General features: G+C 56.3%; 18 protein-coding genes and 1 pseudogene. 4 read left to right on the top strand and 15 right to left on the bottom strand.

The genetic code is table 11. The annotated features are described in order from the left end of the window. Nucleotides 1–1,690: 1,690 nt before the first annotated feature. The 3 genes and pseudogenes from ACQZ5Y_RS26180 to ACQZ5Y_RS26170 form a co-directional block, all read right to left on the bottom strand. Nucleotides 1,691–1,819, bottom strand: a pseudogene (locus ACQZ5Y_RS26180) (type IV secretory system conjugative DNA transfer family protein); the annotation flags it as partial. Between the two features lie 54 nt (nt 1,820–1,873). Beyond that, nucleotides 1,874–2,182, bottom strand: a complete 309-nt coding sequence (locus ACQZ5Y_RS26175; protein WP_174051251.1) for a mobilization protein — start codon at nt 2,180–2,182, stop codon at nt 1,874–1,876. Nucleotides 2,183–2,365: 183 nt separating this feature from the next. Beyond that, nucleotides 2,366–3,292: a nucleotidyltransferase and HEPN domain-containing protein gene (locus ACQZ5Y_RS26170; RefSeq protein WP_174026750.1), complete on the bottom strand. Its 927-nt coding sequence runs from the start codon at nt 3,290–3,292 to the stop codon at nt 2,366–2,368. A 714-nt stretch (nt 3,293–4,006) separates the two neighbouring features. Here ACQZ5Y_RS26170 and traA point away from each other — a divergent pair. The 4 genes from traA to ACQZ5Y_RS26150 all read left to right on the top strand — a co-directional run bounded on the left by traA (nt 4,007) and on the right by ACQZ5Y_RS26150 (nt 12,079). Beyond that, nucleotides 4,007–7,762 carry a Ti-type conjugative transfer relaxase TraA gene (gene traA, locus ACQZ5Y_RS26165; protein WP_174051249.1) on the top strand — a complete coding sequence of 1,252 codons (3,756 nt, stop codon included), beginning with the start codon at nt 4,007–4,009 and terminating at the stop codon, nt 7,760–7,762. A gap of 296 nt (nt 7,763–8,058) precedes the next feature. Then, the gene (locus ACQZ5Y_RS26160) at nt 8,059–8,541 is read left to right on the top strand and encodes an MgtC/SapB family protein (RefSeq protein ID WP_333704746.1); all 483 of its coding nucleotides are present in this window, start codon (nt 8,059–8,061) and stop codon (nt 8,539–8,541) included. 313 nt (nt 8,542–8,854) lie between these two features. After that, nucleotides 8,855–9,952, top strand: coding sequence for a hypothetical protein (locus ACQZ5Y_RS26155; protein WP_236763078.1), 1,098 nt, complete (start codon nt 8,855–8,857; stop codon nt 9,950–9,952). Between the two features lie 141 nt (nt 9,953–10,093). Beyond that, nucleotides 10,094–12,079 carry a DKNYY domain-containing protein gene (locus ACQZ5Y_RS26150; protein ID WP_174051245.1) on the top strand — a complete coding sequence of 662 codons (1,986 nt, stop codon included), beginning with the start codon at nt 10,094–10,096 and terminating at the stop codon, nt 12,077–12,079. Between the two features lie 40 nt (nt 12,080–12,119). Here the strand turns inward: ACQZ5Y_RS26150 and ACQZ5Y_RS26145 are convergent, their stop codons facing one another. The 12 genes from ACQZ5Y_RS26145 to ACQZ5Y_RS26090 all read right to left on the bottom strand — a co-directional run bounded on the left by ACQZ5Y_RS26145 (nt 12,120) and on the right by ACQZ5Y_RS26090 (nt 21,680). Further along, on the bottom strand, nt 12,120–12,920 hold the full coding sequence (locus tag ACQZ5Y_RS26145) for a hypothetical protein (protein ID WP_336509984.1): 801 nt from the start codon (nt 12,918–12,920) through the stop codon (nt 12,120–12,122). 349 nt (nt 12,921–13,269) lie between these two features. Then, entirely contained in the window at nt 13,270–13,656 is a 387-nt protein-coding gene (locus tag ACQZ5Y_RS26140; RefSeq protein ID WP_174051241.1) for a hypothetical protein, read from the bottom strand. A 370-nt stretch (nt 13,657–14,026) separates the two neighbouring features. Next, nucleotides 14,027–14,476, bottom strand: a complete 450-nt coding sequence (locus tag ACQZ5Y_RS26135) for a hypothetical protein (RefSeq protein WP_111796477.1) — start codon at nt 14,474–14,476, stop codon at nt 14,027–14,029. Between the two features lie 2 nt (nt 14,477–14,478). Continuing rightward, nucleotides 14,479–15,027: a hypothetical protein gene (locus ACQZ5Y_RS26130; protein WP_013760978.1), complete on the bottom strand. Its 549-nt coding sequence runs from the start codon at nt 15,025–15,027 to the stop codon at nt 14,479–14,481. Beyond that, on the bottom strand, nt 15,024–16,361 hold the full coding sequence (locus ACQZ5Y_RS26125; RefSeq protein ID WP_448782469.1) for a hypothetical protein: 1,338 nt from the start codon (nt 16,359–16,361) through the stop codon (nt 15,024–15,026). Before ACQZ5Y_RS26125 ends, ACQZ5Y_RS26130 begins: the two co-directional genes overlap by 4 nt. Next, nucleotides 16,243–16,509, bottom strand: coding sequence for a PAAR domain-containing protein (locus ACQZ5Y_RS26120; protein ID WP_236763084.1), 267 nt, complete (start codon nt 16,507–16,509; stop codon nt 16,243–16,245). The genes ACQZ5Y_RS26125 and ACQZ5Y_RS26120 overlap by 119 nt, the downstream gene beginning before the upstream one ends. Nucleotides 16,510–16,636: 127 nt before the next feature. After that, nucleotides 16,637–17,170 carry a hypothetical protein gene (locus ACQZ5Y_RS26115; protein ID WP_112154279.1) on the bottom strand — a complete coding sequence of 178 codons (534 nt, stop codon included), beginning with the start codon at nt 17,168–17,170 and terminating at the stop codon, nt 16,637–16,639. Nucleotides 17,171–17,176: 6 nt separating this feature from the next. After that, complete coding sequence (locus ACQZ5Y_RS26110; protein WP_236763077.1) at nt 17,177–18,142, bottom strand: hypothetical protein; 966 nt, start codon at nt 18,140–18,142, stop codon at nt 17,177–17,179. Next, complete coding sequence (locus ACQZ5Y_RS26105; protein WP_019566791.1) at nt 18,139–18,603, bottom strand: hypothetical protein; 465 nt, start codon at nt 18,601–18,603, stop codon at nt 18,139–18,141. The genes ACQZ5Y_RS26110 and ACQZ5Y_RS26105 overlap by 4 nt, the downstream gene beginning before the upstream one ends. A gap of 8 nt (nt 18,604–18,611) precedes the next feature. After that, nucleotides 18,612–20,765: a type VI secretion system tip protein TssI/VgrG gene (gene tssI / locus ACQZ5Y_RS26100; protein ID WP_174051237.1), complete on the bottom strand. Its 2,154-nt coding sequence runs from the start codon at nt 20,763–20,765 to the stop codon at nt 18,612–18,614. A gap of 13 nt (nt 20,766–20,778) precedes the next feature. Beyond that, nucleotides 20,779–21,279: a type VI secretion system amidase effector protein Tae4 gene (locus ACQZ5Y_RS26095; RefSeq protein ID WP_013760985.1), complete on the bottom strand. Its 501-nt coding sequence runs from the start codon at nt 21,277–21,279 to the stop codon at nt 20,779–20,781. Between the two features lie 11 nt (nt 21,280–21,290). Further along, nucleotides 21,291–21,680, bottom strand: a complete 390-nt coding sequence (locus ACQZ5Y_RS26090; RefSeq protein ID WP_013760986.1) for a Rap1a/Tai family immunity protein — start codon at nt 21,678–21,680, stop codon at nt 21,291–21,293. Nucleotides 21,681–21,757 lie beyond the last annotated feature (77 nt).

Below are 21,757 nucleotides of genomic sequence, written 5' to 3'. Positions count from 1 at the left end.
GGAAAACAACAAGCAGTCAGCTCATCAACATGATTTCTTTAGAACGAAAGACTTCGTCGCCAGCAGCGCCGCCGCCCTCGTTCAGTGAGCGGACTTATAGAGAGCAGCTTGCGCTTACGTCAATGGGCAAAAAAAGAAAATCCTTGAAAAAAAACGGGCGCCAAAATTCCGTAAAATAATCAACACTTTGGCGGCGTCGACGCCGTGTGGACAGATATTTCCAGAATTACGATGGCATTTTTAGTAGTCCGCTTTCACCATACAGAGTCTTACGCCTGCTCAAATTGTCGAATAGAGCTTACTACGGCGGTGGTTGGGTCGCGCCAAGAGTGCAAGCTTGATCGCCGAGACATTTCGAGTGAGTGCTATCCTTGAGGATAGCCAATTCCAAACAGCAGAATGGAAATGCTCGAAATGTCTGATGCTTCTTGGGTAGATTGGTTTCCTCTCGTCTTTCCCGGCCAAGATCATAGTGCTCGGCATAGGCATGTATCATGCGATCAAGTGGCATCACGATCGGGCGAAGAAAGATAGCGAGACCAAAGGGCACTGAGCGTGCCCCTGCTGTCCGTCGCTCAAGCCCGCATTGCGTTGCTGGCTGAAGGCGACGAGAGCGGCAAGCAGTTGCAGCGCCTCCCCGGCGAATTATCAGCCTCATAACTGTCGCGGAACAACGGGCGAACTATGTGAGAACATCCGCGCCAATTGATCTACATTAGGTTTTTCCCAATGAGAGCATTGGCTTACCTCTATCAAAAGCCGCTCCAGATAGCTGGAAGCGGCATGCTTGATGAAATAAATAGAATACGAGTAGCCAATATTCGGGAAAGTATTTGAGCTAGAAAAACGTTGCTCGTTCCCATGAAACGTGGAGATCAATCGAGACTTTCACTCAATTTGTCAATTAGCTCTCAAGGATATGCTTAATCTGTAAGCCTCCGCCCATGGCGTCAACGACAGTGCGCCAGCCGTTCGGTTCGCCTTTCCGATTGGGTCCCAGGTCGCTATCGCCTCGTAGAGCGGAGGTCGATCCAGATTTTAAGCGTCAAAACACCTGTTTGCAGGTATACCCAGATAGATTATCAGCCCAAAAAGTGTCATGCCCGGGGTGTCACAAGCGCCAGGAGGCCCACAGCTCATGTGGGAGCTTACGGCATAGTAAATGAGATACGCAATCGATCCAGAACCCGCTATGTCGTAACACACCGCTCCGGTTCCAAAGTCGCGTTATTCCGGATTTAAGATATCATAAGTAATTCTTTAAATTTGAACTAATTGATTATGGATCATATGCGATCCTAAAACTATCGGCTGTCTCGCCTAGAACGACAGAACCGTGAATAGAGCAGTCCGGAATAGCTCCGGCCTGTTTCGCCCATCCCGATCCGGGCCGCGCCAACGATTCAGCGGACGCATTCATGGTCGTTGTCGTTGAAAACACGCAGCACGCCTCCACTTTTATTCCTTCACAGCAAGACGCACGCCCGTCCTGCCGCTCACTTCGGCACTATGAGGAGCGCGTTCCCGTCAGGACAGGCTGGATCACCGCGTACCATATTGCGTTGCAGTGGACGCCCGTTCTCGGGGCTTGCCGAGCCATATCCACTTCCCACTACGGTCAAGATAGCACGAGGGCCGCGCGTACAATGGTGTGACGGGTTGCCCAACCGCCTTCTGGACACGCTTCCCGTCAGACTGGATCGAACATCTCCCTGAATTCCGGATCGGCAAAGTAGGCAAGCTTTTCAGCGAAAATTGGTCGTTGCCCGGCCAGGAACAGCAATTGTCCGTGCGCCGGCAGATTGCGCACCTCATCAGGGCGCGGCGGCTCGCATCATGTTCTTGAATGCGTCCCGAGAAAGTCGCAACCGGTTCATGGAGCGCCCTGCCCGCTGTCGCCATTCTCTGCTGTGCCCGTCAGTCCTTGTCCGATCAGATCGGCAAACAGCGCCTTGTCACTGTCGCGTGTCAGAAAACCCGGCAGTTCGCGGCGCAGCCAGTCATCGAGCTGCTGCTTAAACTCCTGATCATCCGAAGTTTCCAGGTGATGTAGAACGAGCGACCCGATCAGGACCTTGCGGCGCATATCGTTGTTGCGCTCGGTTTTCGAGAGACGGGCCTTGAGGGCCGAACGTTGCGCATCCAGTTCAGCCAGGCGCTGTTCGATGGTTTTCCTTGCCATGATTATTCCTTTCGATTGCGGTCGCACCGGAACTGCCGCTGTTGACCACGGCTTCGTTCCTGGAAGACAGACCAGTTTCTATGAGGAGATCGACTAGCGATTGAAGTGTAGGTTGGACCCTGTGGTTCATGACGCTGCGGTGGCTGCTACCTGAGCTCAGGATTGTTGTGTCACCGGTGAAGCTCAGTCGCTGGATTTTGCGGCTTGTCCCGCGGCCTGTTTGAGCTTTTCGATGTGCTCGCGGCAGAGAGTCTCGACCAGCTTATGAAGTTCCGCGGTGCGCTCCTGAAGCCAGGTGATCGCCTCTTCGGAAACCTCGAAACGCTTCGAATAGCGTGCCTTGACGTAGGCCTCATTCAGGATGTTGTACCACGTGGTAAATCGCTGACGATCGCGTGGCCAGATGTCGATCAAACGGTGATCACGACCCTCGGAAAGTCCACGTAGGAATTTGAGATTGTGCGACGCTGGGGAATAGTTTGTCAGTGTCAGAAGGTAGCAGTTGTAGGCGCTCTCCACTGCCTGATGGAGATTGAAGGCGGATAGGTGTAGGTTACCTTTCCCAACGAGATATTTTGCTACATCAGCGAAATCTCGCGCATCCGGGAAGTGCCGCAGAAAATGATCTTCTGCCACCCTGAGTGCATCGGCAGGGCTGAGCGGTTTCGCTTCAGCCAGCGGCCGATCGTCGAATTCGTAAAGAACAACACCTTCGCGGGCGAGGTCGACGAAGAAGTACTGGCCGTCATTTAGAAAATTGCTGATCTCGCGAGCGCCATGCACGATGAGACCGATAGGTGTCTCAATTTCCTTGTCCCACATCAGCCGGTCTGTTGTCTTGTCCCAGTATTTGGGCTCGGCAAGTTCCTTGTTGCTGACGATGACAAGAATATCGAAATCCGAGCGATAGCCTTTCGACGTATGCGGTTCATCCACCCAGGTGCCACGCGCGTAAGAACCGAACAGAATGATTTTGAAAATCCGCCCGTCTTTCTTGGCGTCAGACTTCGAGCGCTCCACCAGATCAGCAAACTCTTCCTGAATAATTCCGACGACACGCGCGAGCTCGCGTTGCTTACGTTCTGGCAAATGTTCAAGGCTGGTCTTCATGTCTGCTCCGCTTATCGACGGTGTCCTGTATGGGCCATTCCAGAGGCCTTTGAAACTCCGATTTTGGTAGCCACCAGGCGAATGTCTGTCTTCTCGGACGATGCACATTCGATCTTGCGGTAACCGGCTCTGATTTGTGCAAATGGTATTGGAATGCCGACGCTCCTCAATAGCGAACATTCAATGGTACTTTATCTCAGGTTGTATCTCTATTTCCGGTTTTTTCCAATCGCAGGTACTCCGGGTGCCATACCGTGGCCGAATGAGCGCAGTGTTGAGGTTCTGAAGGACCGCACTGCAGCAAGAGTCGCGCCAGCCCTGCCCTCACGTCGGCTCACTGCCGCAGTCCCTCACGATGACCGCATTGCCCGTTTCGCTCCAGCTGCTCCAGCACAAACCATTCGAGCAACATCTTGCCACGCGTTGACTGCGCCCGCTCCTGTTTATCGAGCCGCGCCTGCAATGTCTTCCTCCACTCCTCCCTTCTCCCCGATCAGTCGTGCGATCGACCTGCGCCTATCGCCCTCCCCGGAATGATGCGTTTGCATGCCTATTCAAACACGAGCAATTGCCACTTGGCGACTACTACTTTTAGTAGTCGAAATGCCCGTTCGATGTTGCTAGCGTCGCCACCGGTAAACAGACAAGGGCGCACTTACGACTTGCGGCGCGTTTGAGCGTTTGGTCTCCCCGTTTGCGTATCGGAGATTTCGTTTGGCGATTTATCATCTCAGCACCAAACCTGTCTCGCGGTCATCTGGCCGCAGCGCTGTCGCATCCGCCGCCTACCGTTGCGCGGTTCTTCTCGTCAATCAACGCGATGGCCTTGTGCATGACTTCACCCGCAAAGAGGGTGTCGAGCACAGTGAGATCGTGCTGCCGCAAGGCGTGTCTGCCGACTGGGCTTTGGATCGCTCGAAATTGTGGAATGCTGCCGAGTTTGCAGAAAAGCGCAAGGACGCCCGCGTGGCCCGCGAATTCGAAATCGCGCTTCCGCATGAGCTTTCGACAGAAGGGCGACTGAAGGCTGCACAAGCCTTTGCCCAGGATCTGGCAAACCGCTATGGCGCGGCCGTGGATTTTGCAATCCATTCGCCGAGTGAGCATGGTGATATCAGGAACTACCATGCGCATGTGCTGATGACGACGCGACAGGTTGGCAAAGCCGGCCTTGGCGAGAAGACCTGTCTTGAGCACAAGAACGCACGGCTGTTGGCAAACGGCATGGCGACAACCGACATGCAGCTTCGCGATATCCGGCAGTCATGGGAAGGCATCGCCAACCGTGAGCTCCAACGCGAAGGCCTGGATGTTCGCATCGATCATCGCTCGCATGAGGAGCGCGGTCTTGAGTTATCGCCGACCGAACATATGGGCGTGCATGCGTCGCAGATGCGCCAGCAAGGAATGGCCGTCGAGCGCGGGCGGCTGGATGACGAGGCAGCACGGCAAAATGCCGAACTGATCCGCCAAAAACCTGAACAGGTTCTGACGCTGATCAGCCATGAGAAGAGCGTGTTCGATCGACACGATATCGCCAAAACCTTGCATCGCTACATCAACGATGACGCACAGACATTCCAGAACGCCTTTGCGGCTGTCATGGCATCACCAGCGCTCGTGGCGCTTCAGCCTGAGCGCACCGATGCCGAGACAGGCGAAGTGTCCAATGCGCGCTATTCGACGCGGGAGATGATCGACCTGGAACTCGCAATCGCGCGATCGGCGGAACGGTTGCATCAGGCGCATTCCCATCTGGTCGACCCTCGCCATGTCGAGCGTGCGATGGAGAGGCAGGATAACGCTCTTCGGAGAAGCTCCGGCGGACCGTCGGCTGCGAGCGATCCGTCAGCGGGATTGTCGGACGAACAGCGTCAGGCGATCGCGCATATTACAGGTCCAGAACGCATCGCCGCTGTGGTCGGGTTTGCCGGTGCTGGAAAGTCCACCATGCTGGCAGCGGCTCGCGAGGCGTGGGAGGCGCAAGGCTATCAGGTCCATGGTGCGGCACTTGCCGGAAAGGCTGCCGAGGCTCTTGAGGAAAGTTCCGGCATAGAGAGCCGCACCCTGGCGTCATGGTCTTACAGCTGGGACCATGGCCGGGATCTGATCGGTCGCAGTGACGTGTTTGTCATTGACGAGGCCGGCATGGTCGGGAGCCGGCAGCTTGCCCGGTTCATCGGAGAAGCGGAAGAGCGCGGCGCAAAGATCGTTCTTGTCGGCGACCATGAGCAGCTGCAGGCAATCGGGGCCGGTGCACCCTTCAGGGCGATTGCCGAGCAGATCGGCCATGTCGAACTCTCCGACATCCGCCGCCAGCGCCATGATTGGCAGAGACAGGCGTCGGTTGCCTTTGCGACCCACAAGACGGCCGAGGGGCTCGCCGCCTACCGCGATCACGGCGACATCCACTTTGCAGAAAGCCGCGACAAGGCGATGGCGCAGATCGTGCGTGATTTTCTTGCAGATAGTGAGAAGGCTACCGACGGCACCCGGGTTGCCATGGCGCATCGCCGAGCCGACGTGCGAGCCCTTAATGCCGCCATCCGCTCCGAGCTTCAGAACAGACAAAAGCTGGAGCGTGGCCTGGGGCTGAGCGACGGTACGGACCATGGAGACCGTGGGAATGGTGAGTACCGTGTAGGTGGTGAGGATGTTGGAGAACGCGTGTTCCAGACCAACAACGGCAAGCGCGCCTTCGCCGCCGGTGACCGGATCATCTTCCTCGAAAACAACCGCGACCTCGGCGTCAAAAACGGCATGCTTGGCACGGTCGAGCATGTGGAGTCGGGCAAGATCATCGCCCGGCTCGATGGTCGAGGTGGCGACAGTGTCAGCATTCCGACAGACAGCTACCAGGCGATCGACCACGGTTACGCGACAACGATCCATAAAAATCAGGGGGCGACAGTCGATCGCGCCTTTGTGCTGGCGTCGAGTACCATGGATCGGCATCTGACCTATGTTGCCATGACCAGGCACCGCGACAGCGTGCAGCTCTATGCAAACAGCCAGGAGTTCGCCAGGGCGGGCCGGCTGGTTGATCACGGCGTTGCACCCTACGAGCATCATCGCCAGGCGCGAGAAAACTATTTTGTGACGCTGGAGAACGACAAGGGCGATCAGCGCACGGTGTGGGGCGTCGATCTCAAGCGGGCCATGCGAGATGCATCGGCAAAGATAGGGGACAGGATTGCCCTCCGGCATGAAGGCGCCACGCCTGTTACGCTTCCGGATGGCACCCAGGCCGAGCGCAATGCATGGCGTGTCGTCAAGGGTGACGCTTTGGCGCACCAGCAGCTGACAAGCCGTCTGTCGCGTTCCGGCGCGAAGGAAACCACGCTGGATTACATCAGCGACTTTGCCGAGCGGCGCGGGATCGTAAGCGATAGATGGATCGTAAACGGCCAAGGGATCGGGCAAGAGTTTGGTGTCAGAAGCGAGATCGAACTTGCGTCCGGACGGGATGAGCGTCAAGAGGTCTTGTCCCGTGCGGCCCATCTGCAACGGGAGCAGCAGGACCGGCCATCAGAGCGTCAGCAGGTTTACGAGGAACGTGCCGGCGATCTGGCCGGCCCTGTTCACCGCGAAGATCAGCACAGGGCTGAGGACAACAAAGGCTATCGCCGCATTCGGTGGTCCGACGTCATGTCGCAAGACGGCGCCATCCCTGCCCCAGAAGCTGCCGGCCAGCGATCGTCGCTGGAACCCGGTAAGCAAGCTCCGCTTGTGCCAGCCATCACCCGACACCAACGCAGCATCGAAGAGGTGGCCCGGGAAAAAGCGATGTCAGTCATCGATCACAGATTTGATACGGTGGAATCTCTCGCGCGGTACGTGTTCCGTGATCCGGTCGAGGTCGCGGCGAGACTGCGCACCGCGATGACCGAGAAGGAAGGCAACGGCAAGATCATGGCAAAGGCCATGGCCGGGCAACCCGAGCGGTTCGGGGAGCTGCGCGGCAAGTCGGGTCTGTTCGGAAACAACAAGGAGCGGAAAGAGGCACTACGATACGCCAGGTCTTTGTCTGCCCATATTGGCTACGTCTCCGAGGCATGGGAGCGCCGGCTTGGCGAAGAGCGTCAGAGCGAACAATGGCAGCGTCAGCAGCGTGACGTCATCGAGATCCCTGGCCTCACGCCGCGTAGCGCCGAGATGATTGCCAAGGTGGAGAAGACGCCGTTGGAGAAGCGGAGCCAGTTTATCTCAGAACTGCGATCGTCACCTGAGGGGCAAGCCGCGCTTGATGAGGCCAGGCTGGTGGCCGAAGCGCTCACGCGGCGGTTTGGTAGTTCTGATCCTCGCAGGTTCGCCGAAGAGCTAGCGGCACGCCCGGAACTCGCAAAGCAGGCCGAGCACATTCAGATGACCGCCCGTATCGTGAACCGAACGCGCATGGCCGAGCTTAGCCATGACCACGCACTCGGACGGCAGCTTAACCGGTCGCAGGGGCTTGGATTGAGCCGATAGTATGCGCCGACGACAACATTGGCGTCTTTTAATCGGTCACCCCTAAAAGTGAGCCGCCCTTCCAAATTTCCTAGGCGTCCCGATGCACCTATCCCCGTTAAGCGCTCGAGACGGCTTCCCTCAGCAGTTCATCAGGACTGAATCAAACAAGCCGAGCTGTCCGGCGAAACGGGGTACACTCCAGCCTGCCTACAGAGGGCCCCCGAAATTGGGTCACACGAAGCCCAAGTAGCCCAGCGGCCTGCGCCCTGCCCGCCATCCTCGAAGTTAACGAGGATATCCGCACGGGCGGCCAGGTGGTGACGGGGATAGGCTTCCTTGGCGCAGGACTAATTATGCGCGACGGCCTCAACATTCGCGGGTTGAGCACGTCGGCGACAATATGGGCTACGGGAGCGATCGGCGTCCTCGCGGGTTGTGGAGAAATTTTCGAGGCTGCTGAGGCAACGCTTCTGATCTTGCTGATCAACATAACCTCCCCCAGAGCTGTTCTGCTCATCAAGCGCTTTGTTCCACAACACCCAGTCGAGTCACAACGTCGTAGGGTTGAGGTCCGCACGACCACGGAAAGCGAAACCGAGGTCCGGTCGAGTTTGATGAGCCAAACGCGTGACGATCAACTAGCAGTCACATCACTCGCACGCCGCGTCAATTCACTGGATAGGAACATCACCATTGATGTCACTATTTCAGGTGATGACGTTAACGACGAAGTCATGAGCGTTCTTGTGCAACCTCTTAGCTTGCCGCCAAACATTCTTTACTGCACCTTCACGTAGTTTGGAGACGCCACGGCCGGTTCAACGACAACGCCATAGCCGCCATGTTCGCGCACACGAACATCACATTCCCTTGACATCTGTTCTCGGAGATTTTTGAGAGCTGTCACGATTTCGGCCGTCTGGCGCTTTTTCCAATGACGTTTCCATGAGAGTCTTCACCAGTCTAAACTCAGAGGTTGTGTCGCCGTACTTTTCATTGCACGGCTAGGCAGAATTATAATTTTTGATGTTGACCGGGGAGCGGATGGTACACGGAGAGAAATGCCGGTCTTTTGCATGTGTGCTTGTCGCAACTTCGGTCGCCGTTACGATGTTCGCCGGAACCGGTTTTGCACAGGATAACGATAGTGCCGTTCAAAATGCCGTACCGGTGATGAGAAAATTCGATTTCTCAGCGCCAGCCCTCAATCTTGAAGGGACGCTTTCCCCAAATGCTACGGCCGAAACCGTACCAATGAGTCCGACGGAGCCTGGCACAATCGGTAATGTGAAAGTCATCGGAAAAATAACTTCAGATTCGTCCAGTCCGAAAATCGAGACGACCTTTATCGGGTACAATCTGCAGGCGCCATCGGCAGCGTTCCGGATCTGCACTTACCAGGCAGACACTGCTGGATACACAACGCGCGTCTCAAAAGTTGCATCGGACCTGACAGAAGCTATGCTTCTGGGCACCAAGGATCAGAGCGGCGAACCACATAGCGCCCTTATCAGCTATTGCTTCTCTCGCGGGAAGCAGGCGCTGGGCATAAATTTCGTTGCAGATGTCAGCAACGCGGCGAATGCTGACGCGGCTTATGATCTGGTAGTTCGGGCTGACAAGTATGCCGTTGCGTTCATTGACAGCCTCTCATGGGAAAATGGAGAAGAATCAAGCTTTGGGGAGGATCTGCAATCGGTTCCTGTTCGGATAGGCAACGAGCGGATCGCACTCCGCATCCCGGACCAGTGGGAAATACCGATCAACGATTTTCATGGCGCTTTGCCGGCCGAGTTGCACATGATCCGGCGCAAGGGCGGAAGAGATGTTGGCCTGATATGGCTGCTCGTTCAGGACATGAAGGAAAAACCGGACCTGGAAATGGCCGGAGCCACGATCGTGAGGGATTACTTTGTCAGGCAGACACCTGATGCCCGGCCACCCGCACTGATATCGAGTGAGGAAGACAGTCTGCTTGCAAAACAGGGAATCCCCGCACGCACCTTCCGGTTTTCAGTAACAGACAAAAAAGGTCAGGACAGCGGCGATATAGATGCGACAGTCATATGGCGGAATGGGCGCCTGCATGTACTCACCCTTTGGTCAGCGTGGCCCTCCGCCGCCGATAACAGCAACTTCTTTTCCCGTCTTCCAGCTCTTACTGTCTACGATATCGTGCGACAAGCCATGGTAACAACGCAGCAATAAGGTACGGGGCAGATAAAAAACCAAAGCGAACAAAATGAATAAAAACATCAAACTAGGGTATTTTCTTAAAGTAAAAAAAGCCTGTTTCCTTCTGGTGTTTTGAGCCGCAAAAAATGGCGGAAGATAGACAGGTAAACTGGCTTGGAACCACGGCTGGCATTGACACCACAGATCGGAGCGGACTTGGGCGGAACTAAGCTGATTGAACTTTTCCCACTACCCTATGCCCATTGGTATGCGGCCACTCTTTTTGCCGAGGCCGGATATGCTGCGTCACAGATATTCGAGCGTCTCAACATAGATCCCGCGCGCTGGCAACGGTTCCGAGAGCGCTACAGCCAACTTCATTACGCCAATACAAGTTGGGTTACGGCCGCGTTCAGGCGGGACGGACTTCCCGAACCCGAACAGGATCGGGCGCTTTTCCAGCGTCTGACGGGGAATGACGGCATCGGCCTACCGGTAACAGAACCCTTCAGCATGCGCACAGAGCTTGCGGCATTGCGGCGGGCAGTCGAAGCTAATCCTCGTATCGGCCCCTTCGCCAATGTCGACTGGGTCGCGCATTACATCGGAGAAAGACGATTCCCGACCATCCGCTATATCCACAATGGCCATCAGGTCTATGTGGACGGCGCACCAATCCGCGACCGCAAGGGCGTCCCGTTGTCCGGGGTCGACCCCTTCACCTTTCGACAGCTTGGTGACCGCTGGTTTTGCGACGATAGACATGTCTACGGCCAGGGCGAGACACCAACGAAGCTTTTCTGGTTCTCAGCGCGCGGCGCCGATCCGGACAGCTTCACCGTTCTGAACCAACGTTATGGTGTCGACAAGGCCGCCGGTTATTACATTACCAACTTGCGCCTTCCCACCGAGGAGCCGGGTACATTCGGGATCGTCAGCTATTATTACGGCAGCGGCCAGAAACCGGGCATCCGTATCGAAGAGAGTCACTACGCAAAGGACAGTCGCAAAGTCTATGCTTACGGGGTCGCGATTGAAGGCGCGGATCCGGCCAGTTTCCATTCCATCGGCGACGAAGGCAGATATTTCGCTGACAGGAAGCATGTCTATTGGGAGAAGAGCCTGATTCCCGACGCGGACCGAGAGAGTTTTGTCTGCGCATCAGAAGCTGGTCAGTATCGCGCTTATGACAGCGAGCGGCCGTACTATGCAGGGCAACCTCAATCAGTTTCGGCAGAATTTGAGTCTTGGAGCGGCTATTTCGAGAACCATCCCGAGATTGCCGACAGTTGGTGGCACCGGGAAAAGGCACGCCGTGCGGTAAGCGCGTCTGTGGGGAATGAGCCAGTACCGATCGGCGGTCTCTATTACAGCGATGGACGCAGGATTCTGGTTAGGCCACAGCGTCCGCAGGAAGCCGAATGGGTCTCACTCGATCATTTCGACCACGACAGCTTCCGACACATCGTTGATGTGTTCGGAGAGGATCGGCACGGCCTGCGCTACTTCTTGCCCGGCCTCGAACATTACGGGATGGAGCCCATTAAGAAAGCCGATCCCGCGAGCTTCGGAAAGCTCGACGGCCCATGGTTCAAAGACAAGCAGCAGGCCTATTACATCGACAGTACAGCACCTTTACCAGAGCTTGCTGTCGTCAAAATCGACATGGCGAGCTTCGAGGTTTTGGGCGGCGCCTATGCTCGTGACGCAAAAGGGCTGATCGTGGAAGGTGTGCGCAAGCGCGGCATCGACAATCCCGCAGCGGTGGAATCGCTCGGCTATTCCTTTGCACGGATGGGCGATACCCTGCTTTATCGCGGGAAGCCCATCAACCGGCCCGGCAAGGTCAATCCCGCCACAGCGCGTGGTGTCAACGATCAGCTTCTGATTGATGCGAACGGCGAGATGCTGTTCGGAGGCAGTTATCGCAAAAAGATTCCTGGAATCGATCCAGCCATTCTGCATTTCCTCAACCGTGTATTCGCAGTTGACGCACGGCATGTTTATGCGATGACCGATACAGGACTGCTGCTCATTGAGGATATTGAACCGGGCGAAGTCGAGCTGGCCGGCCTCTACTCGATCCGGGTGGGTGACACACAGCTCCACGTTTCCGGTGGCATCGTAAGGCGGTTACGACCCGAAGATACAAGTGGATGAGTAATGCCTGAGATCAAAGCTCCCGGCGAGGCTGGGTGCGTCAGTAGTGACGAGCGGCGTGCGGAGGTGCCAGGGCGGTGAAACCTGCGCCGTTGAAGTCATGCAGGCGCGAGGAAAACTCAATAGGCATGACATCACCGGATCGGAAGTCGCTTTTTGCCAGCCTATAGAGGCACCCGCCGCGTGCAAACACCAGATCGCCGCCATCCCAGTCTGCCCAATCCGTTTCCGGAAGGTCGACAAGCAATGTTCCGTCCCGGTCATACACGCGGTAGTCCAGTCCGTACCACGCCTTTTGACTGCGACCGATCGAATGAAGAACCATCTGAAGGCGCCGGCCGTTTGCACCCGGTTTTTGCAGGACACGCGGCTTATTGAAGCTGTAAAAGGTCGAGGCGTTCAGGCCATTGGTTTGCCCCTCACCGGCGTCGATCACACGCCAACCGTCACGCGCAAGTATGTAGCCGCTGATGGGCTCGTCCTCTCCACGTCCCGACAATATACCGCACGGGTCCACTTGCATGCCTCGCTTCAATCGAAAACCTGGAGCGAGCGAGACGCGGTTATCGTCAAACGGATGGTTGAGAAGCAATTTGTTCTCGTCCTCGAAAACACCGCCTCCTCCCCACGCGTCTCCTTTTGGCCAAAGCGTCAGTGCGGTGAAGAATGGCGGCTTCGATATGGCCGTCCAGCTCGCGTAGGGCGGGCGATTTGTGGCCGCGAAGTAGACCAGAAGTTCTCCGGACGGAGAAAGATCGCAGCGTCTCTCGTAGACCCGTCCCTTCAACCATTGACCATGTTCAAAAGTGTCGGTGCGCAAGTCCCAGCGAATGAGCTGCACCAGCCGGCTCGGGCCGCGCCGAAATATCACTCCTGTTCTCGCTGACCGGGCCAGGATCGCATACAGCCTCGGTGCAAGTGCCTTCCGAGAAGGATCTACAGTCTGCTTGCCTTTCTCTACAGCCACCTGAGCAACTTTCTTCCGGCACTATCTGATGCCGTCATGTAGGACGTCACATGACAGTTTATCCCTGTGTCCGCATCGAGCTTGCGAAATTCCATCTCTCATCTCTCCGAAATACCGCGCCACATCATTGTCAGATACTGGACGAAAAAATCGAAATTGCGTAGTTTTAAACAACAATTGCGTCCATCAACGCGACTTGACACTTCGTCTCCCACGTTTTGATTCACACCCGGATACGTCGCCGTTTCAACCGATCGCACAGGAGAAACGCTTGCTGATACTTGAGATCGTCATTTTTTCTGCGGCTCTTATCGCGGTTGGCCTTCTGGCTGTGCAACAGATTATCGCGCAGGTTCGGGAGTATAATTTCTACAAGAAGAATGGTGGTGATTTTTCTGTCGACAGCAACATGGATCACGTCAAACTTGACAGATCCATGCACTACAACGACCTCCGCCTCACGAACTGGCAGCGATTTTATCTCTTCCGCCCAGCCTGCATCGCGATGCTCGTCTTTGTTTGGGCTATGATGGTAGTCTCTTTGCTTTAACTGAAACGCCAGGCTTAGGTTGCCCTTGGCATTGCTCGTCGACCAGACTGGTTTCGGCAAGCCCCCTGCAGCACCTCACCGGTGCCAAGACAATGCGATTTTGTTCGGCAAGCGGTCGGAGGCAATGGCGATCTTAGTCATTCGGTTTAGGCCGAGGTTTAAATTTGACGTGCCTGCGTATAGCGCTGCGATTGAGTGTGGACATGCGGGCTGTTCAAAGCCACCTCGACGTTAAGCGGATACAAATGCCTCTTCTGGCTGCGCAAATCCGCAAGATGCGCTTAAACGCTGAACTCGAGGTCCAAATCGTTGACCTTCGCGATCGCATTCGTTCCGCTCTTCGTGTAGACGACCTAGGTGCCGGCCAGCGAATACATTCCCAGACCCTTCCCGCACACCCGTGATCAGTCCTCAGTGGGGTCGTCCGCCATTACCCGATCGTATAGTTCGATGCTACGCCGCGAAGATGTGTGACCGTCGCTTGCGACAAAACACCACTGCCCAGATAATCAGCAAAGCTGAATGAGAATATGTCACTTCGTTCTATCGCCTTGACCAGATTGGTATCACCAAAGACAACGAGGTATTCGTGATCCTCCGGCGCCCAGATCCAGAGATCATGACCTGAAAAATGGATCAGAAGGCCATAAGGCGAATTTTCAAACAGTGCATCAAGCACCAACCCGACCGGTTGCGGTGCAAAATGGCGCGGAGGCTGACCGAACTCGTAAGCAGCGAAATCAATCTCGTTACTACCGATACGCGCGGCGACGAGAGCGATTTCCTCCTCGCTTGGAAATTCGGGGTAAATCCTCGCCGCGAAATTTCTGTTTCGAATGGCCTGATGATCCAGCGTGCAATCTTTTCCAATGAAGTCCATAATTAAACCCCAGGTCCGTCATTATAGCGTATCTCGGTCTGACGACCGTTTGGCCTACGTATTTGCAACGTCGGACGACCGTCAGAGCTTCCCGGACGGACGGTAACCTTGCTGCCGTCTTCCAGTTCCCCCGTGCGGCCCGGCCCGTATTGTGTTTCGATACCTTTCTCCTTGCCCGGTTTCAAGGAATCGAAGTCGCGTTCGGCTTCCGCCATACCGCCATCCTTTTCGCCGTGTTTTGTCTTGCCCTTTGTCTGTTGACTGACGCCCGCTTCATCCTCCAGTTCCTCTTGCCGCTTCTTCTGTTCTTCCGCCTTTGCCGAATCGCAGTTCCCAGTGCAGCTTCCCGCCTCGCCATCGGCGGGTTCGGAATGGCTCTCATTGTACATCTTGTAGAGTTCGTAACCTTCATAGGCCAGCATGGCGAGGCCGATTGCTGCACCAACTGGCCCAAGAAAACCGAGCGCGGCGCGGGCACCGAGCCTCGTTGCCACGCCCGCAGCCGCACGGCCAAGCAGAACCTCCCCGCCAGCAGCAGCCACGGCAGTCATGCATCCCCCCGTTCTTTCGCCGCATTCGCCATCAGCCGCATCATTTCATCCAGTCGAGCGTCAGGGTTGCGGCCTCTGAGGTTCTGGCGAATATCAGGTGCTTCGATGAAGCGCCCGTTGCTTGCGCTCATAAGGTAGGTCCACTGAAAGAATCCGCGCTCGGTTTTCAATCCGTAAATTCGTGCCTGTGTTTCATATCGTTCCATGAACATGAGCGCTTCGCGCTCGTCCATGCCTTGTAGCAAGTGCGGCGCGGACCTTTGAAAGGCCGTCACTCGGCGGCGACGCGCGGCGAGCATTCGCGATGCACTGATGACCTCGATATTCTCAGCAGTCAGGCGCAACATGCCGCCCTGCGCGACGACATCAACCGGTCGATGAGCGCGCTTGATGTTCCCACCCCATGCCTCGGCCGGAGCGAAGTAGATTTCTTCGGCCGGGCCCATAAGGCGCACCACCTGTTCCGGCGAAAGCGCCGGCAACACCTGCATCATGACATTCGGGTCGGCATGGCGGAAAACAACAATTTCGCTACGACCCCGCGCCTCTTCAAGATCAAGGGCAAACGATGCCCCTTCTTGCGCATCGCCGGCCGCCAAGGAGATATCACCGGCTTCTCCAGAAACCGAACCGCTCAATCCTGCGAGCGCGTCTCGCTCAAGCGGCAGAAAGATACGGTTAATACCACGAAGATGCCTGTAGATTGTTTCCTCAGAAAGGCCGCGATCACCGACCCAGAATACCACAGCCGGCCTGTCTGCGATAAGCTTGAGCAGGGCCTCTATTCTGCTCTTTACCCGCCCAGGCAAATCGATCTCGTCGGCTGGCATCAAGCCGCCGCCACTTTCATCACCATTGGCGACTGCTTTCGCCATGTCATTCGACAGTTTCGCTGCCTGCGCCTGCAGTTCCTCGTCGCTTGGCTCCGCCGTCTCGACCAAGCTATCCGGCGCACTTGAGGCCGGCGGCGAAAGACTAAGTGAAACGAGCCACGGCCCGCCGAGCACAATTGCCGAATTGGAACCCGCCGACCGATAGAGCGGCCTGTGGCACAAACCAGCCGCCGAAAGATCCGCTGTTAGGTTACCGAAGAGAGCTCCGTCCAGCACCGCATAGATTCGCCTGTCGCAACTGTCCGCAATCCGGGAGAGGCGTTTCAGATAAACCTGACCGACCGCTGGCACCTCCGCTCCGCCGTTAAGCTGGCTCTGCATCTTATCCTCGAACCGTTGGAACGGACCGCGCGGCCATGCTTGCCTGGCACGAGGTTGCATCACTGCCGCCCTTTGGCTCACGGTCGCCGATGTAGACGTCGGTCGAACCGGTTTGCGCATTGCCGCCACAGTCAATCGCATCGCCTACTCGACCGGCCCGCTTGCCGTTGATGAAGACGGTGGATGCTCCAGCCGCCAGAGCCCGCGGATGTAAGGGCTTCGGGCAGGACGGGCAGCCATGCGGCAAATAGGCATCCCCGACGCGCATCAGCGGCCGACCATTCACATAGACATTATTACTACCCCCGGTCGCCGGTGTGGGTGGAAAATGGCAGGAATGGGATGAACCTATATCGGCACGGCGATGAGCTTTGGGCATCGGCTATATCCCCTTTTCAGCGCGCCTGAAGCATGGCGCGTGTCAGTAACCCAAGCCGTGCTCCCTGCGGCGGGACAAACGATCCAGGGAGCCATTCGGGCTTCGAGGCCAAGGCAAGAGCAACAGCAAAATCGTCATCCTCGGTGCGCAGAAGCGCACTCAGATCTACAGGAACAATAGCGGGATTGAGCATAAGCGCAGCAAAATCGCTGCCGATTTCAGGGTCGATCTTCCAATGCAAACTTTTGCCGCGTCCTGCGACCTCGGAAAAGGTCACATCCCCCTGACACCAGGACAGAGCGGAGCAGCCCAGCGGTGTCCAGCCTTGGCCATCGCACAGCATTCTCCATCTGTCGGCCGAGAATTGTGATAGATTTGCCAACAGCTCATGTTGGGTTCTTATAGCTTTCAGCGCGATGTCACGGCTTGAGCCACCCGCATTGAGCATGCGTACATAGGTATTTTTCCACTGACGCTCGGTGGAATGGAGCTCTAGCCAAATTCCCGCCGGCGTAGATCCGTCGTCAAATTTCACTGGCTTTGATAACATCCGGCCTCACCTCCCCTCATAGAATATATGTTGCTTGTCCATAGGCACCCAAGGCATGAACGGGTTACTGTCAGGGGAACGCGCACCCGAATAGAATTTCTCGGTCATTTCTACCGACCTCTGCAGTGCATAGCCGGAATCAGGGAAACCGTATTTAGAGGGATTGACCTGCATGTCCCTAGTGATCGAGTTGATGATACGGTCCTGTTCCGCGATACGATCAAGCTGCTTTTGATAGGTATATTCTTCCGACTTCCATTCACGGAAATATGGATGAACGTTGTAGGCTTGGAATGGGTATTCCTCGCGTTTTGACCGGGACAACTCGTTCCAGAGCGAGTACCATTTTTTAACTCGCCAAAAGCCCATCATGGAACCCAGGGACGCGCCAACCAGGGTGGCTTCGGTCTTGACATTGAGGGCCGTCGCCCCTTTGAAAAGATTGCGGGCGTCGGCAAGATAATATGTCCCGACCCCTATTGCCGCATCAACAGAAGCCCCTGAGACCCACCCCATGGTGTAATCCAGATCGTTGATACAAAACGGTTTGAGAGCGCTCATTCCGTTCTGTTGCGCAGCAAGAAAACGGTAAATTTTTTCAGCGGAATCATACTGGTCTCCCGCTGTCGGGATGTCCGATATGTCCTTTGCGGTTTTCATATCCTCTATCGTCTTGAGTTGTTCGGAAGCCCCGCCGCCCTGACCGATCCTCATCGACTGCCCGCCGCCGCGTTCAACGCGCTTGGCGGCATTGGACATGCCGTAACCTGCTGACAGGCCGGCCCCGTAGAACGAGGCGACACAGGCGCACAAGTTCTCCCGGCCGAACAACAGAAAGGTGTGCGCACCAAGAATCAGAGATGCGCCACTGTCATAACCAATCAGCCATGACTGGGATTTGGTATGTGCCAATCCAGCCCAGGAGTCGGGAGTTTTCAGGTCGTTGCCATAGGGAAATGCGCTGTCGCTCATTGCTCCGCCTGACCGTATTTGAATGGCACATAGGGTACGAATGGTTTCGACGGATCGAAGTTCTGCTGTCCCGGATAAAGAAGGCAATAGAGCTTCTGTTTGTAAACGACCGCCAGTGGATAACACGCGTCCTTCTTGGCCATGCCGCCCGCGCCACATTGCTGGAGCCCCTCGAGAACCTCCATCGCTCGGCACTTTTCTTCCCTACAGTCGTAGTCCCTGATGTCCTCATAACCTTTAGAATAGAAAATGCGCGTTTTCGTATAGCTGTCTAACGGCCCAAGAACGGCCGCAAGCCCTGCATAGGCTCGGTCAACATCCTGCTTCTCTCCGATGTTGAAGGTGGATGGCGTATCCGATGTGAAGGCGAATTTGGCCGGATCGGTTTCGCATTCAATTGCGAAGGAAAAAGAGCTGGAGGCCATAAGGATCACACATGCCGGGGCCAGGATTCTCGTCATATTGCTTCTCAATTCAAATCTATCCTTCCGCCATTGACGACAACACGCTGTTCGCCATTGATCTCGATCTCTTCAAAGTCGAGAAAGAGCTTCGTACCGCTCAGCGTGACAGTTCCATCCTCATGCATCAAAACATTGGCCTTTCCGCAAGTCAGGTGCAATTCGCCCCCGCTATGTACGGTCGCGCTGTTTTGCGCAGACAGCGACATTGTGTCGTTGCTCATGAGATTGACACGCGTTCCTGCGTTGACGCTGTAGGACATACCGACATTGGTAGCCATTCCGGCCCCCACGTTGACGGCTTTGAACACACCCACGCTCTCAGTATTGTTCTTCTCGACGATGACGGACATATTGCCCTCGCCAGGATTGAGAAGCCCTGGAAAACCGAGGTTCTTTGCAACGTCGCCAATCCCGCTCACAAGCGAATTCAGCACCGAATTCACGACCCTTCCTATCCCGCTCGGCCCAACTGTAACCATCATATTGCCACCAACAACCTCGTGGTGGTTGTTGCGCACCTCTATCGATTTATTGTGGCCAACCGACTGGACCCAGTTATTATCAATCCGTTCGCTGTGATTGTTTCGGATTTTTTCATTGCGGTCTTTCTGGGCGTGAATGTAAATTTCCTCGCGGCCATTCTCGTCTTCGAAAGTCAGTTCGTTGAAGCCCGAACCTTTGTGCGTGTTAGTCCGGAACGTGCTCTTGGTTTTGTTGGCAGGCAGCTCATAAGGCACTGTCTGACGCGCATTCGGCACCACGCCGGTGACCAGGGGCCGGTCCGGATCGCCATCCACAAAAGCAACCATCACTTCCATGCCGATGCGCGGGATGATCTGGCCGCCCCAAGTGGAGCCCGCCCAGTTCTGCGCAACCCGCACCCAGCACGTATCCGTACCATCCTTCTTTGCCTTGCGATCCCAAGGGAACCACAGCTTGATGCGGCCATACTGATCCGGGTGGATTTCCTCACCCTCCGGGCCAGCGACGATCGCCACCTGGGTGCCTTCGATGCGCGGGCGTTTTGTTGACCGATGGGGCGTCAGCGGCACGCGGGCCGGAATTGCCTCGAAGTGATTGCGATATTCCGGTTCGTTGCTGTTTGTCTCATAGGAGAGATCAACGATGCTGTGGCTTGCCCTGATGATCACATGCTCTTCATAGGCATGTTCGGGATGGGCGACCTCGTAAGGCGTAAAGCGACGGCCGGGTTCGAGAATGCGTGAGGTGGACGATCCGAATACCCGGTCGTGATCGGCCTCGATCGCCTGGGTGCGCAGTTTCTGCGCCCGTTCCGCTTCTTCCACCGTCTTGATGCGGGCCGGATATTCGTAGAGCTCGCGCTTCGTCGCGTCCGGCATTTGCACCAGAGACGGCGTCATCGTGCCAGGCACAATGCCCGGCGTCTCGAAATTCCAGTCCGCGCCCGCCCGCTGGCCGGAGACATAGGAGAACCGCCGCGCCCAGTCATTGATGTGGTTGCGGTCCGACGAGCCCTGCGCCAGCCGCACCGTTCCCTCCCCCTGGGCAGCCGGAGACGGCCCGAGCCAGCCGCTGGCGCTATCGGCAACATGCAGCTTATGGGAACCGTCCTCGTGGCTGAACCAGTAGAACAGGCCATCCTCTTCGAAACGGCGGGTGAGATAATCCAGATCGGTCTCGTTAAACTGTACGCTGTAGTGCTGTGCAGGCGGCGGCGAAATGATGCCTGACGTATCGGGTGCAGGAATGCCGTGTTCTGAAAACAGCGTCTCGACTATATCCACTGCCGTCTTGTCCATCCAGATACGGCAGTCGGAACGCCGTGACAGCAACCACATCTGCGGCCGGATAGTCATGGCGTAAGAGCGCAAACCACGCGTGATTGGTGGGCCTTCGTGCAGCTCCGTTACCAGGCCGTTAAACGGACGGCGGACGCCGCCGCCCTCACCCTCGCCCTGGCTGATTTCGACCGAAACATCGACCAGCCGCCCGATCAATTCCTCGGGCTTTACCGCTTCCTTTTTGGCACGCACCGTCAGGTGAATGTCAAAGAGCTGCGACACGCCTTCCTCGACTGTCAAACGCTCCGGCAGAAGCTGATCCTCGCCAAGGGGCGACTTGACCTTGAGGACGCGGCTTGCCTGAACGAAATCAGAAAGTGACGACTGGTCGTCCATGGAACACTCCTAATCAGGACCCGCGGCTGGACTGGAGTGGCCAGAACCAGATCGTTTCCGAATTGTAGTAGCAGGCCGACGCGCATTGGGTGGCCTCTGAGCCACCCCGCACGAGATCGATATGGCCGCCTCCGGTGTAACCAGGGATATTGTTGAACGCCACAACACCGTTGCGGGCACCGATGCCATTACGCGCTGTCGCGGGGGTAAACGGTTCGGGCTCGCCTAGATAGCTCGTCCGTTTCACCAGATTTGCGAGGCGGCGCATGTTCACCTCAATGCCCTTGCCCGCATATGGACCTTTCTGGATGCGATGCGAGGCTGGCACGATGTTGATCCCCGATTTCACGAAAGCGATGCTGACGCGGATGGCACAGGTATTGTGGTAGTTCGGGTTACCGATAAAATCATCCCAGCCTATTTCCGTGAAAAGATCACGCTGGCTGACATAGTTCGGGTGCGACGGGTCGCTGCTCGGATAATTCTTATAAAGAGTGTCAAAGTTAACGCGCATGGTTCGTCCCACTAGTTACTTTTCTGCTCACAGGGAAAGGAGACCTTGAGCGCCTCCCGCACGAGAGTGGCTGCCTGTTCATCCAGTTTTTCCGCAGGAAGATCGCCGAGATAGGTGTAGATCCGGTCGTTGAGTTCATGGGGCGCCACGGCGCCTGCACCACACCAGTCCGATCCGCTCGTCAGATCGGCCACGCCAGCGATATAGGCGCTTGATTTTGCAACGGAAACCAGCCGCCGCATTTCCGGATCGGACACCTCCGGGGCAAGCTTACCCTCGATGGCCTGCTTGAGTTCGGCACCAGAGAATATCCATGTCCGCTCCGCCGCACCGACCGGCGAAAGACCGGAAGATGCCAGAACAACCGGCACGGAAACAAAAAACGCATATAGGGAGCGCATCAAAAAACCACCTAGACCAAACTCGACGTGAAACATCACGACGTGAGCTGCAAAACTGCATTGAAAACGTTCCGGTG

This window comes from Agrobacterium sp. A3-95, assembly GCF_053521785.1.
Note: the sequence above shows the minus strand (reverse complement) of the source record. Positions and strands in the feature narration are given on the sequence as shown.

Coding starts and splice junctions, on each gene's coding strand:
- ACQZ5Y_RS26175 (WP_174051251.1), bottom strand. CDS start 2,182: ATGGCAAGGAAAACCATCGAACAGCGCCTGGCTGAACTGGATGCGCAA.
- ACQZ5Y_RS26170 (WP_174026750.1), bottom strand. CDS start 3,292: ATGAAGACCAGCCTTGAACATTTGCCAGAACGTAAGCAACGCGAGCTC.
- ACQZ5Y_RS26155 (WP_236763078.1), top strand. CDS start 8,855: ATGTTCGCCGGAACCGGTTTTGCACAGGATAACGATAGTGCCGTTCAA.
- ACQZ5Y_RS26135 (WP_111796477.1), bottom strand. CDS start 14,476: ATGGACTTCATTGGAAAAGATTGCACGCTGGATCATCAGGCCATTCGA.
- ACQZ5Y_RS26130 (WP_013760978.1), bottom strand. CDS start 15,027: ATGACTGCCGTGGCTGCTGCTGGCGGGGAGGTTCTGCTTGGCCGTGCG.
- ACQZ5Y_RS26125 (WP_448782469.1), bottom strand. CDS start 16,361: ATGCGCAAACCGGTTCGACCGACGTCTACATCGGCGACCGTGAGCCAA.
- ACQZ5Y_RS26120 (WP_236763084.1), bottom strand. CDS start 16,509: ATGCGCGTCGGGGATGCCTATTTGCCGCATGGCTGCCCGTCCTGCCCG.
- ACQZ5Y_RS26115 (WP_112154279.1), bottom strand. CDS start 17,170: ATGTTATCAAAGCCAGTGAAATTTGACGACGGATCTACGCCGGCGGGA.
- ACQZ5Y_RS26110 (WP_236763077.1), bottom strand. CDS start 18,142: ATGAGCGACAGCGCATTTCCCTATGGCAACGACCTGAAAACTCCCGAC.
- ACQZ5Y_RS26105 (WP_019566791.1), bottom strand. CDS start 18,603: ATGACGAGAATCCTGGCCCCGGCATGTGTGATCCTTATGGCCTCCAGC.
- tssI (WP_174051237.1), bottom strand. CDS start 20,765: ATGGACGACCAGTCGTCACTTTCTGATTTCGTTCAGGCAAGCCGCGTC.
- ACQZ5Y_RS26095 (WP_013760985.1), bottom strand. CDS start 21,279: ATGCGCGTTAACTTTGACACTCTTTATAAGAATTATCCGAGCAGCGAC.
- ACQZ5Y_RS26090 (WP_013760986.1), bottom strand. CDS start 21,680: ATGCGCTCCCTATATGCGTTTTTTGTTTCCGTGCCGGTTGTTCTGGCA.